General features: G+C 73.5%; 4 protein-coding genes. 1 reads left to right on the top strand and 3 read right to left on the bottom strand.

The features are described from left to right. Positions 1–39: 39 nt before the first annotated feature. Positions 40–1,134, top strand: a complete 1,095-nt coding sequence (locus tag ABZX61_RS32180) for a cellulose binding domain-containing protein (protein ID WP_355199888.1) — start codon at positions 40–42, stop codon at positions 1,132–1,134. Here the strand turns inward: ABZX61_RS32180 and ABZX61_RS32175 are convergent. Genes ABZX61_RS32175 through ABZX61_RS32165 form a run of 3 tightly spaced genes read right to left on the bottom strand, consistent with a single transcriptional unit; the run spans position 1,127 to position 13,919 of the window. Continuing rightward, entirely contained in the window at positions 1,127–1,336 is a 210-nt protein-coding gene (locus ABZX61_RS32175) for an MbtH family protein (RefSeq protein WP_355199887.1), read from the bottom strand. The two genes, ABZX61_RS32180 and ABZX61_RS32175, sit on opposite strands and share 8 nt — an antisense overlap. Before the next feature lie 18 nt (positions 1,337–1,354). Continuing rightward, positions 1,355–3,043, bottom strand: a complete 1,689-nt coding sequence (locus ABZX61_RS32170; RefSeq protein ID WP_355199886.1) for an ABC transporter ATP-binding protein — start codon at positions 3,041–3,043, stop codon at positions 1,355–1,357. Beyond that, a complete protein-coding gene (locus tag ABZX61_RS32165) occupies positions 3,030–13,919 on the bottom strand; it encodes an amino acid adenylation domain-containing protein (protein WP_355199885.1) in 10,890 nt (3,629 codons plus the stop codon). The genes ABZX61_RS32170 and ABZX61_RS32165 overlap by 14 nt, the downstream gene beginning before the upstream one ends. Between the last annotated feature and the right edge of the window lie 5 nt (positions 13,920–13,924).

Raw genomic sequence — 13,924 nt, 5'->3', positions numbered from 1 at the left:
CACCGGGCGGGCCGGGCCGCCTCACCCGGGGAGTCACCGATGCTTCGCCGATCCCACCTGTACGCCCTGCTCACCGCGCTCCTGCTGGCGGTCACCCTCGGGGCCGCCCTGCCCGCCACGTCGGCGGCGGCGCCCGTGCGCATCATGCCGCTCGGCGACTCCATCACCGCCGGACCCGGCTGCTGGCGCGCCATGCTCTGGCACCGCCTGCAGACGACCGGGTACACCGGCATCGACTTCGTCGGCAGCGACCCCGACGGCGGCTGCAACTACGGCTACACCTACGACGGCGACCACGAGGGCCACGGCGGCTACTCCGCCACCGGCATCGCCGACCAGAACCAGTTGCCGCCGTGGCTGGCCGCGGCCAGGCCCGACATCGTCCTCATGCACCTGGGCACCAACGACATGTGGGGCGGCTTCATCCCGACCAGCACCGTTCTGGCCGCGTACACGAAGCTGGTCGGTCAGATGCGCGCGAACAACCCCACCATGAAGATCATCGTGGCGCAGATCATCCCCATGAACCCGTCCGGCTGCCCCACCTGCGCGGCCGGCGTGACGGCGCTCGACAACGCGATCCCGGGCTGGGCCGCCGGCCTCACGACCGCGCAGTCGCCCATCGTCGTCGTGGACCAGTGGACCGGCTTCAACACGGCCACGGACACCGGCGACGGGGTGCACCCCAACGACGCCGGCTTCCAGAAGATGGCCGACCGCTGGTACCCGGCGCTCGCGCGGGTGCTCGACGGCGTGATCCCGCCGACCACGCCCACCCCGACCCCGACTCCGACCCCGACCCCGACGCCGACCCCGACGCCCGGTGACGGCCGGTGCACCGCCGCCTACCGGGTGATCTCCCAGTGGGGCGGCGCCTTCCAGGCCGAGGTCACCGTGAAGAACACCGCCACGCGCGCGGCCTCCGCCTGGACGACGACCCTCGTCTTCGCCGACGGGCAGCAGGTCCGCGAATCGTGGAACACCGCAATCACGCAGAACGGCGCCACCGTCACGGCGCGGAACGCCGCCTACAACGGCAGCCTGCCGGTCGGCGCGTCCACCGCGTTCGGCTTCAACGCGACCTGGAACAACGCCACCAACACGCCGCCCCAGGTGAGCTGCGTGCTCAGCTGAGCCTCTCGGCCAGCGAACGCGGGCGCAGGTCGGTCCAGTGCCGCTCGATGTAGTCCAGGCAGGCGGCGCGGCTGCTCTCGGGGAGGACGACGGTCCAGCCGGCGGGGACCGCGGCGAAGGAGGGCCACAGGGAGTGCTGGTTCTCGGCGTTGACCAGGACCAGGAAGCGGCCGTCGGCGTCGTCGAACGGGTTGGTGGTCATGCTTGATCCCTTCTGGGTTCACCGGGCCACGGCCAGGCGGTAGTTCTCGTCGGTGGTGAGCAGGTTGCGATGGGTGTCCTCCGCGGTGATGACGCCGTCGTCCAGGACGAGGACCCGGTCGGCGGCGTCGAGGAGGGCCGGGCTGCTGGTGATCACGACGGTGGTGCGGCCCCGGCGCAGCTCCGCGACGTTGCGCGCGATGAGCTGCTCGGTGACCGCGTCGACGGCCGTCGTCGGGTCGTGCAGGACGAGGATGTCGGCGTCGGCGGCCAGTGCGCGGGCCAGCGACAGCCGTTGGCGCTGCCCGCCGGAGAGGTTGGCGCCGCGGTCGCGGACGCCATAGTCGAGCCCTTCGGGGTGAAGGGCGACCACGTCGACCAGCATGGACGCCTCGACGGCTTCGGGGACCATGCGGCCGGTGCCCGCCGGGTCGATGTTCGTGCGGAGGGTGCCCGCGAAGATCTCCCCGTCGTACGGGTTCACCAGCATGCGCTCGCGGACCGCCTCGATCGCCAGGTCCGCCGCCTCCCGCCCGCTGACCCGCACCACGCCCTCGTACGCGCCGGGCGGGACGTTCACGGCCAGGATCGACACGAGATCGGCCGCCGCGCGCGCCTGGTAGGCGGCGATCGCCACGAACTCCCCGGACGACACGTGGAACTTCAGCTCGCGCAGCGCCCCGTACCGGACGCCGTCGACCTCCAGGTCCCCGCCCGCGGACGGCCGCTCCGGCCCCGGGGTCATCACCGCGGGCGCGGCCAGCACCAGCGCCATCCGCTCGGCCGACGCGCGCGCGATCATCACGTACTTGGGCATCTCCGAGAACAGCTTGAGCGGTTCCATGATGAACTGCGCCAGCCCCACGGCCATGACAAGCTGCCCGATGGTGATCCGGCCGTCGAACGCCAGCCACCCCGCCGCCAGGGTCACCGCGGTGGCGAGGATGGCGTTGAGGATCTGCGCGGCGCCGGCGTACGCGCCGTTCACCTTGGCGACGGTGACGGCCTGACTCCTCGCCTCGGTGCTGACTTTCCGGTAGGACAGGAACGCCGCGTGGGTACCGCCGAAGCCGTGCAGCGGGCGCAGGCCGGTGATCAGGTCGGCGACCTTCGCGCCCGCCCGCGCCACCCTGGCCTGCTGCTCGCGGGTACCGGCGCCGATCCGCCTGGACAGCACGCTCAGGATCGACAGGATGGCGACGGTTCCCACGATCACGAGCAGGCCGAGCCACACGTTGGCCGTGCCCAGGGCGATCGCCGTGATCAGCACCGCGACCAGCGAGCTGACCAGCAGCGGCACCACCTCGATGATGTCGGCGGTCTGGTCGGCGTCCTCGGTGGCGATGGTCAGGACCTCGCCGGACTTGAGGTCGACGTCCCTGGCCACGGGCTGGAGCCCGCAGGCCGCGACCCGCACCCGCCAGCGGTGCGCCTCGGTCGTGTTGGCCTTCTGCAGGATGCGCATCCCGAACCGCCACGACAGCGACACGGTCGTGATGATCACGGCCAGCGCGGCGATCGACACCGCGAGCGAGCCTAGGCCGCGCTCGCGCATCGTGTGCTCGACGATCAGGCCGAGCGCGATGGGGAAGGCGGTCTCGCCGGCCTGGTACATGCCCATGAGGACGGTGCCCCAGGCCATGGCGCCCGCGTTGCGTCGCAGTGCGGTCCGCAGGATGCCGGACCCCGTACGGTCAGGAGTTGTCATCGAGGTGCCGGGCAATCGCTTCGGGGGTCCGCAGCGCGAACAGGTCACGAATGGTGATCACGGGGCCGTACTCGCGGCGGAGCAGCCCGATCAGCCGCACCGCCAGCATGGAGTGCCCGCCCAGGGACATGAAGTCGCTCACCGCGCTCACCTCGTCGTCGTCCAGGTCCAGCGCCTCGGCGAAGAACTCGCACACCACGGTCTCGGTCCCGGTCGCCGGGCCGCGCTCACCCGCCGTGGTCAGCGCGCCCAGCGGCCTGGCCTCCGGCAGGGCCTTGGCGTCGGCCTTCCCGTTCACGGTCAGCGGGATGGCGTCGACCTGGGCGTAGTGCGTGGGGCGCAGGAAGTCCGGCAGCGCGGCGCCCACCTCGGCGGCGACGGTCGCGAGGTCCGAGTCGCCCAGCACGAGGTAGGCGGCCAGCCGGTACGCGCCGTCCACCTGGGGGTCCGGCTGGGCGACCGCGGCGGCGAACCGCACCGCCGGGTGCGCCTCGAACGCGGCCTCGACCTCGCCCGGCTCCACCCGGTGCCCGCGGATCTTGACCTGCTGGTCGGTGCGGCCCAGGTACATCAGGTTCCCGTCGGGCCGCCGGACCACGAGGTCGCCGGTGCGGTACATGCGCTCGCCGGGCTCGCCGTACGGGCAGGCGACGAACCGGTGCGCGGTCTGGGCGGGCTGCCCGAGGTAGCCGCGCGCGATGCCGACGCCCGACACGTACAGCTCGCCGGGCACGCCGTCCGGCACGGGCCGTAGCCACGGATCCAGCACGTACACGTCGGTGTTGTCGATCGCCACGCCGACCACCGGGTCCTGGCACTCGAAGGTGCCGACGCCGAGGGTGTTGATGGTGTACTCGGTGGGTCCGTACAGGTTGTAGCCGACCGTCCCCTCGGTTTCGGCGAGTCGGCGCCACAGCGCCGGGGTGACCGCCTCGCCGCCCAGCAGCACCAGCGCGGGCCGCCGCGCGGGGTCGTCGAGCAGCCCCTCGGCCACCAGCTGCTGCGCGTAGGTGGGGGTCACGTTGATGACGTCGATCCCGTGCTCGAGGCAGTACTCGACCAGGCGGGGCGCGTCGCGCCGCAGCTCCTCGTCGCAGATGTGCACCTCGTGGCCGTCGGCGAGCCACAGGAGCTCCTCCCACGACATGTCGAACGCGAACGACACGGTGTGCGCGATCCGGAAGACCCGGTGCCCGTGCCGCGCCAGCACCGGCTCGAAGATCCGGCGCTGGTGGTTGATCAGCATGTTGGTGAGCCCGGCGTACCCGGTCACCACGCCCTTGGGCTTCCCGGTCGATCCGGAAGTGTAGATGGTGTACGCCGGGTGCCGCAGGCGGTCCGGGTCGTCCGGCGCGAACGTCGTGAACGGCTCGGCCCCGGGCAGGGGGCGGTCCAGCTCGATCAGGTCGCCGGTCAGCCGGGGAGCGACCGCGCTCACGGTGAGGATCACGTCCGGGCGGGCGTCCGCGACGATCGCGGCGATCCGCTCGTCCGGGTGGTCCAGCTCCAGCGGCACGTACGCGGCGCCGACGCGCAGCACGGCGAACAGCGCCACGATCGAGTCGGGGGAGCGCGGGATCGCCAGGCCCACGGTCGTCTCGGGGCCGATGCCGCGCCGGGCGAGCACCCCCGCCACCGCGCGGCTGCGGTCCCTGAGCTGGGCGAACGTCATGGTCCGGCCGTGGGCGACGAGCGCGACGCGCTGCGGGCCGCCGTCCGCCGCCTGGTCGAACCGGTCGACCACGGTGTCCGTGCCGACGTCCGTGCGTACGGCCGGCTCGGGCTCCGGCCCCAGCCCTCGCAGCGCGCCCACCGGCCCGGTCGAGCGGGCCAGCTCCTCGAGCACGCGCACGTAGTCGTCCAGGAGACGGCGGGCGCGCTCCCCGTCGTCGTCGCGGTGCTCCAGCTTGATCGTGAGCCGGTCGCCCGGCGTGACGACCCAGGTGAACGGGTAGTGCGTGGAGTCCTCGGCGCGCACCTCGGTGATACCGTGCCGGGCGTTCATCGTGGCGAGCGCGTCCAGGTCCAGGAAGTTCTGCAGCACGAACAGGTTGTCGAACAGCGTGTCGTGCCCGCTGGCCCGCTGGATCTCGCCGAGTCCCAGGTGCTCGTGCTCCATCGCCGCGACCCTGGCCGCCTGCACGGCGGACAGATACTCCCGTACCGTGTCGTCCGGCCGGGCCCGCGTCCACATGGGGACGGTGTTGAGCAGCACGCCGACGATGTCGGACAGGCCCTCGCCCTCCCGGCCGGAGACGGTCACGCCGAAGACGGCGTCGCCGCGGCCCGTGTGCGCGCCCAGCAGCAGGCCGAACGCGCCGGTCAGCACCGAGTTCAGCGTGACGCCGTGGGTCCTTGCCGCCTCCCGCAGCAGGTCCGACTGCCCGGGGGAGAGCGTGCGTACGAGGGCGCTCGGCAGCTCGTCCGGCAGCGACGGCGACGGCCCGGCGAGCAGCGTCGGGCCGGGGAGGCCGGTCAGGTGACCGGCCCAGAAGCGTTCCGACGCGGCGAGGTCCCTGGCGGCGAGCGCCCGGGCGTGGCGCTCGAAGCTCGGCGTGGCCGGGACCGGGTCCAGTAGCTGTCCCGCGAGGACGGCCTCATAGGCGTCGAACAGGTCCCGGAGCACGATCTCGCGGGACCAGCCGTCCCACAGCAGCAGGTGGTAGCTCAGCAGCAGGCCGTCGCGGTCGCCGGGCAGGCGCACCACGGTCAGCCGGATCAGCGGCGGCTCACCCGGGTCGAAGCCCGTGTCGCGGTCCCGGGCGCGCAGGGCCTCGACCTCCGCGTCCGTCGACAGCGCGACCATGCGGACGTCGACCCGCCGACCGGCCGCCAGGACCTGGACCGGGTCGCCGCCGGCGTCGGTGGTGAAGCCGGCGCCCACGACCGGATGCCGCGCGATCACGTACGCCATCGCCTCGGCCAGGGCGGCGGTGTCCAGCCGCCGGTCGAAGGTGAAGTAGTTCTGGGCGACGTAGTGCCCGGCCGGGCCCGCCAGCTGGGCCTGGAAGAACAGGCCCCTCTGGAGCGGGGTGACCGGCGCCGTCCACTCGACGGTCGCGGCGGCGTCCGCGATCCGCTCCACGGCGCGCCGCCAGTGCTCGGTGAGCTCGTCGGGGACGCCTTCGGCGAGGGTGAAGACCGCGCGCAGGCTTCCGGTGGCCGCGTCGATCCACGTGTTGACCTCGACGGCGTACGGGCTGCCCGGATCGCCGCCGGTGATCTGCAGAGCCTGGGACTCGCTGCCCCGGCCGAGGTAGTTGAACAGCACCTGCGGGCGCGCCTTCAGCAGCGGCGCCGTCTGCGGGTTGAGGTATCTGAGCTGGCCGTAGGCGACGTGCCCGCGCTCGTCCGGCTGGCGTTCGGCGAGCTCGCGCGCCGCCGCGACGGGGTCGGTGTGCGCGGTGAGCCGTACGGGGGCGATGGAGGTGAACCAGCCGACCGTGCGGGTGTAGTCGTGGTGTTCGAGCGCCGGGACCCGGCCGTGCCGCTCCAGCTCGATCGCGAGGTCGGTGGGCGAGGGCTGGACGTGCGTCAGCGCGGTCCGCAGCGCGCCGCACAGCAGCTCGGTGACACCGACGCCGAGCGTGGCGGGCGCGGTACGCGTCACGCGGGCGGTCACCTCGGGCGCGACCTCCACCACGGTCTCGCGCAGCCGCTCGACCACGGGCAGCAGCGGGGGCGCTTCGAGCGTGCCGACCCAGTGCCCGAGGTCGTCGATCGCCTGGGCGGACCCCGCCGCCAGCGCGCCGGCGTACTCGGCGTAGGACGTGGTCGGCGGTGCCAGGGCCGCCCCGCGCAGGGCGGCGGCCAGGTCGTCCAGCAGGACCAGCCAGGACACCGCGTCGACGGCGAGGTGGTGCACGGTGACCACGAGAGTCCGGCTCGCCGCCAGCCAGGAGAACGCGATCATCTCCCCGGCCTCGGGATCGAGCCGTCCGGCGGCCTCGTTCGCGACGGCCGTGGCGTCGGTCGCGTCCGTGCGGGCGACGGTGACCTGCCGGGCGGGTTCGGTGCGCAGCGCCCACACCCCGTGCTCGACGCGCAGCCGCAGCCGGAGGGCGGGGTGCGCGGCCACGACGGCCTCGGCGGCGCGTCCGACGTCCGCGAACCCGGTCCCCTCGGGCGCCACCAGCGTCCTGGCCTGGGCGAACCGGGCGAGGGAGCCGCCCAGCCCCCGCTGCCGCAGGATGATCGGCGTCGGCGTCAGCGGACCGTCCTCATGAGAGGCGGGCACCGGCTCCGTGGCCTGGGGCGCTCCCAGGTGTCCGGCGAGCGCGCGTGGCGTCCTGAGCAGGAACACGTCCCGTGGGGTGATCGGCAGGCCGAGCGCCCTGGCCCGGTTGACCACGGTGATGATGACGATGCTGTCGCCGCCGGCCCTGAAGAAGTCGGTGTCGGCGTCCACCTCGCAGCCGGGCAGCGCGTCGGCGAAGATGCCGACCAGCGCGGCGAGCATCGGGGTGTCGTCCTGCGCGGTGTGCTCGGAATCGCCCGCGGGCACCGGAGCGTCGTCCCGCCCGGCGTGCGCGCTCAGGGCCTTGCGGTCCAGCTTGCCGTTGACGGTCAGCGGCAGCGCCTCGATGCGAAGCACCCGGCGCGGCACCATGTGCGCGGGCAGCTTCGCCGACAGCAGCCCGGTGACGTCGCCGGGCACCCGGCCCACGACGTGCGCGACCAGGTGGTCCCCGCTGCCCGCTACGGTGACGGCCACGTCGACCACGCCGTCGAGCTCCCTGATCGCGGACTCCACCTCGCCGAGCTCGATGCGGAAGCCCTTGAGCTGCACCTGGTCGTCGGCACGGCCGGCGAACTCCAGCTCGCCGTCGAGCGTGCGGCGGGCGAGGTCGCCCGTGTGGTACATGCGGGAGCCGTCGCCCGCGAACGGGTCGGCCACGAACCGGCTCGCGGTGAGCCCCGGCCTGCCCAGGTAGCCGAGCGACACCTGGTCGCCGGCGACGTAGATGGCGCCCACCCGGCCCGGCGGCACCGGCCGGAGCCGGTCGTCGAGCAGGTAGGTGACCAGGCCGGGGATCGGGCCGCCGATCGGGCTGGCGCCGTCGCCGGCGGCGAAGTCCGCGTCGGTCAGCACCCGGTGGGTGACGTGGACGGTGGTCTCGGTGATGCCGTACATGTTGACCAGCTCGGGCGAGCCGGTGCCGTGCCGCTCGACCCAGCCGCGCAGCCGCCCGAGGTCCAGCGCCTCGCCGCCGAAGACGATCCGGCGCAGCGCGGTGACCGGCTCGCCGGCGTGCCGGTCGGCCTCCATGAACTGGTAGAAGGCCGACGGGGTCTGGTTGAGCACGGTCACTCCGCGCTCGCGGACCAGCCGGTGGAAGTCGACCGGGGAGCGGGTCAGCCCGTACTCCGGCACCAGCAGCTCACCGCCGTGCGCCAGCGCGCCCCACAGCTCCCACACCGCGAAGTCGAAGGAGTAGGAGTGGAACTGCACCCACACGTCGTCCGGGCCGAAGTCCATGTCGGGCCGGGTGTTCGCGAGCAGCGTCACCACGCTGGAGTGCGGGACGACGACCCCCTTGGGCCTGCCGGTCGATCCCGACGTGTAGATCACGTACGCCGGGTCGTGCCGGCTCACCTCGGCCGCGGTGGTGTCCAGCGGCAGCTCGTCTCCCTGGACGAGCACGCGGGCCGGCACGCCCGCCCTGGCCGCCAGCTCCGTGAAGCGGTCCCGCTGGTCCCGGTCCACGAGCACGACCTGCGGGGCGGCGTCGGCGAGGACGTACTCCAGCCGTTCGTCCGGGTACGCCAGATCCAGCGGCACGTACGCGCCGCCCGCGCTGACGATCGCGACCAGGGCGACGACCTGCTCGACGGAGCGCGGGACGGCGACGGCGACCCGTTTGCCCGGCCCGACCCCGGCCGCCCGCAGCGCCGCGGCCAGCTCGGTCTTCGCCTCCGCCAGCTCGCCGTAGGTCAGCGACCGGGTGCCGCCGTCGAGACCGCACTGGGTGACGGCGGTGGCGGCCGGGTCGCGCTCGGCGGCGGCGTCGAACAGCTCGCCCAAGGTCGCCGGGGTGACCCGCGCGGGCCGCCCGGCGCCGCCCGGGACCAGGTCGTCCGGCCGGGTGAGCAGGCCGGTCAGCGCCCGGGTGAACGCGCGCAGGATCGTCTGAGCGCGCGCCTCCCGCAGCAGCTCCCCGTCGTAGATCAGGTTGAAGCGCGGGCGGCCGTCGCGTGCGCGCTCCACCACCAGCGTCAGCGGGTAGTGCGGGGCCCCCTCGTTCACGATGCCGGTGATGGCGAACTCGTCGCCGGGCCTGCGCAGAGCGTCCACGTCGGCCGCGACGTCGAACACCACCAGGGTGTCGAACAGGGGCCCGCCGCCGGCCTGACGGCCGATCCTGGTCAGGGAGACGTGCTGGTGCGGCAGCACCGCGCTCTGGTGGTCCCGCACCGAGGCGAGCAGCTCGCCCGCCGTGGTGGCGGCGTCCCACCGGACGCGTACGGGGATCGTGTTGATGAGCAGGCCCACCATGTCCTTGATGCCCGGCACGTCCGCGTCGCGCCCGGACACCGTGGAGCCGAACACCACATCCTTGCCCGGCAGGATGCCGCCCAGCGTCACCGCCCACGCGCTGTGCACGGCGACGCTCAGCGGCACACCCGCCGACCGGGCGGCCGCGTCGACGTCGTCGTCCGGCTCCACCGCGGTCTCGGCGTACCGGCCGGACGGGGTGTGCCCCTCGGCGACCAGCGAGGGGCCGGGCAGGCCGGCGAGCTGATCGCGCCACACCCGGTCGCTCTCGTCGTCGTCGCGCGCGGCCAGCGCGCGCACGTGGTCGGCGAAGCCGCCCTGCGGGTACGCGGTCCACGGCGCGTGATACTCGGCCAGCAGCGCGCGCAGCATCGGGGGCACCGACCAGCCGTCGGCGAGGATGTGGTGCACGGTCTGCACCAGCACGTTTCCCCCGGAACCCGTACGGATGAGGGTGAAGCGCATCAGCGGACCGGTGGCCAGGTCGAACCCGGCGCGGCGGTCCCGTTCGGCGTGGTCGCGGATCTCGTCCTCGGTGATGCCGGGGCGCTCCAGCGTGGTGAACGGCGCCTCCACCCCGCTCTCCAGCACCGAGACCACGCGGCCGTCGGCGAGGGCCACGAAGCGCGCGGCCAGGTTCGGGAACAGGTCGAACAGCCGGGTGGCCGCCGCCGCGAGCCGGTCGGCGTCGACATCGCCGTCCAGCGTCATGATCTGCTGCTCGACGTAGCTGCCCGCCGAGTCGTCGTCGAAGACCGAGTGGAAGTACAGGCCCTCCTGCAACGGGGTCAGCGGCAGGATGTCCCGCAGCGCCGGGCCGTCCAGGGCGTCGACGTCGGCCTGCGTGAGAGCCACCGCGCCGAAGTCGCTGGGGGAGTGGCCGCCCTGGTCGAGCGCGGCCAGCCCGGTCAGGGCCGCCCGGAAGTACCCGCCGATCGTCGCGATGTCCTCCTCGGCGAACATCCCGTCCGGCCAGGAGATGGTGGTGAGCAGCTCGTACGCGCCGCTCGCGCCGGGCTCGGCGATCGCGTTGAACTCCAGGGCGCGTGGCAGCCGCATCCCCGGGTCGCGCTTCTCGCCCAGCTGTCCCGTGGCGCCCGCGAGCCGCCAGTCCCCGGACACGCCCGCGTCGTAGCGGCCCAGGTAGTTGAACAGCACCTGCGGGGTGGGCGCGGTGAACCCGGTGCCGGTCAGGTAGCGCAGGGCGCCGTAGGAGACGCCGTTGCTCGGCACCCGGGCGAGGTCCTCCTTGACCGCCTTGAGCGCCGCGGACAAATAGTCCGGGGCGGTGAGATCGGCCGCCGCGCCGGGGTCCACGGTCACCGGGAACAGCGTGGTGAACCAGCCCACCGTTCGCGACAGGTCCGGCTCGTAGCCGGCCGCGCCCGCCACGAACCGTCCCTCGCGGCCGTGGCCCTCGAGTTCGATGTGCGCGTACGTCTGGTCCTGCCCGAGGTCGCGCCGCCACCTGGCGAGGGCGACGGCGAGTGCGGTCAGCAGCACGTCGTTGACGCCCGCGTGGAACCTCGCCGGGATCTCGCCCAGCAGCGCGGCGGTGACCTCGGGGCCGACCGGGACGACCTGGGTCCGCTCGCGCGCGACGACGTCGGACGCGGACAGCGGACGCCTGCCCAGCGGCCCGTCCGCTCCCGGCAGGGGCCGCTGGAAGTGGTCGCGGTCCGCGTCGAACGCCGCCTGCTCCAGCAGTTGCGTCCAGCGCCGGAACGACGTGCCCACCGGGGGCAGCTGGATCGGCGTGCCCGAGGTGAGCTGCCGCCACGCCGTGGCCAGGTCCTCCATCAGGATCCGCCAGGACACGCCGTCGATCACCACGTGATGCGCGACCAGGACGAGCTGCCGCGCCTCGCGCCGCCAGACGGCACGGAGCATCACGCCGTCGTCGGGGGCCAGCCCGGCGGTGGCTAGCCGGACGCACTCGTCGAGCGGCCGGTCGCTCTCCTCCCACCCGGCGACGGCCCCGTCCGCCTCCGGGATGTCGAAGCCCCAGCGTTCGCCGCGCACCAGCCTGGCGCGCAGCATGTCGTGCCGCCTGACCAGGGCGGCGAGCACCTCGCCGAGGGCGCCGGCGGTCAGGTGGGCCGGGGTGTTCAGCACCACCGACTGCACGAAGCCGTCGATCGCGTCCGTGTGCTCGCCGAGCCACTGCACGATGGGCGCCCCCGCGACGAGGCCGGTCGCGACGTCCCCGCGATCCACGGTGGAGACGTCGTCACGGGTGGCCGCCGCGGCGAGCGTTCCGACGTTGCGGCTCGCGAAGATCTGCGTCGCCGTGAGGTGGAGGCCCGCGTCTCGCAGCGCGCTCAGCAGCGAGATCGCCAGGATGCTGTCGCCGCCGAGCCTGAAGAAGTTCTGGTCGACACCGACCTCGTCCAGCCGCAGCACCGACGCGACCGCCGCGCACACCAGGCGCTCGTTCTCGGTGGCCGGCGCGACGATCGCGCCCGTCCCGATCGCCGGCTCCGGCAACGCGCCCCGGTCCAGCTTGCCGTTGGCGGTGAGCGGGAACTCCTTCATCACGACGACGTGCGCGGGCACCATGTACTCGACCATGTGCTCGGCGGCCCACGCCTTGACCTCGTCCGCCCGCAGGTCGCCGCGCCCGGCCGCCGGGATCACGTACCCGACCAGGTAGGTGCCGCCCGCCGCGTTCTTCTTGGCGACGACGCAGGTGTGCCGGACCCCGGGGTGCTCCGCGAGGCCGACCTCGACGTCCTCGATCTCCAGCCGCATGCCGCGGATCTTGATCTGGTTGTCGGCCCGGCCGAGGAAGTCCAGCGACCCGTCGGGGGCGAAGCGCGCCAGGTCGCCGGTGCGGTACAGCCGGGAACCGTCCCCGGCGAAGGGGTTCGCCACGAACCGGGACGCCGTCAGGCCGGGCGCGTTGACGTACCCGCGGCCCAGGAGGAAGCCGCCCACGTACAGCTCGCCGCCGACGCCGACCGGGACCGGGCGCAGCTCCTCGTCCAGCACGTACAGCTCGGTGTTGGGGTTGGCCTTGCCGATCGACGTCGACAGGCGCTCGGCCGCGCCCCGGTAGATGACGTGCGAGACGCCGATCGTCGTCTCGGCGGGGCCGTAACCGTGGTACATGGGGATGTCGAGCCGGGTGCGGAAGCGCTCGTACAGCTCCGGGGTCAGCACCTCGCCGCCGCACCACACGTGCCGCAGGCTGTCCAGCCGCCCGGAGCCGCCCGCGATCTCCAGCAGCACGTCCAGCATGGACGACACCAGGTACGTGAAGGTGACGCGCTGCTCGGCGATCACGCTCAGCAGGTGGTGCGGGTCGCGCTCGCCGCCGGGCCGCAGGACCACCAGCCGGCCGCCGCACACCAGCGGCAGGAAGATCTCGTTGATGGAGATGTCGAACGACAGCGGCGCCTTGAACAGCGACGCGTCGTCGTGGCCGAACCCCAGGATCTCGCGGGACTGCCACAGCAGGCGCTCGCTGATCGCCTCGTGCCGGATCATCGCGCCCTTGGGCCGCCCGGTCGAACCGGACGTGAAGATCACGTACGCCAGCGCGGGACCGGGGACGGCGATGTCGGTGTCCTCGGTGGGATACGAGCCGAACCGCCAGTCGCCGAGATCGACGGCCACGGCCTCCGGCTCGCCCGCGCCGCGCTCGCCGGAGTCGTTGAGCTGCGCCACGACCCCGGCGTCCTCGATGACGACCGCCCGGCGCGCGGCGGGCCACTGCGGATCGAGCGGCACGAACGCGCCCCCCGCCTGGAGCACGCCCAGCAGGCCGATCACCATCTCGGCGGAGCGGCCCAGCGAGACGCCGACGATCTGTTCGGCGGTGAGCCCGCGGTCGATCAGGTGGTGGGCGAGCTGGTTGGACAGCTCGGCCGCCTCGCGGTAGGTCAGCGACCGGTGCCCGTCCACGATGGCGACGGCGTCCGGCCTGGTCCGAGCCTGCTCGCGGAACATCTCCACGATGGTCGGGCGGACCCGGTCCACGTCGTTGTCGTTCCACTCGGCCAGGGCCGCGAGCCGGGCCGGCACGCTGGACGGGCCGATGGTGCCGATGGGCCGATCCGGGAAGTCGGCCAGGTCGTCCAGCGCGAGCTGCGCGTCGGCCGGCGCGACCCCCTCGGGGACGGTGATGCTCCGGCCGTCCGCGCCGACCTCCCAGCCGGCGACCCCGTCCCCGCCGTTGTCGGCCCATCCGAGGACGTCGGCGAACAGGGTGGCGGAGGTGAGGTCGAGACTGCCGGGGCTCTGGCCGGTCGCCCAGTAGGCCAGCCCGATGGCGCACGCCTTGGCGATGGTCCTGTCGGAGTAGCCGCCGGTCCGCCGGCGCACGTCGGCCAGGCGCGCGGGAGAGAGCAGTGCGAGACGAGTGCTCGGTTCCGTCATCGAAG

Origin of the sequence: Nonomuraea sp. NPDC003709, from assembly GCF_040610775.1 — a bacterium.
GTDB lineage: Bacteria > Actinomycetota > Actinomycetes > Streptosporangiales > Streptosporangiaceae > Nonomuraea > Nonomuraea angiospora_A.
This window is presented reverse-complemented; position numbering and strand designations above follow the sequence as displayed.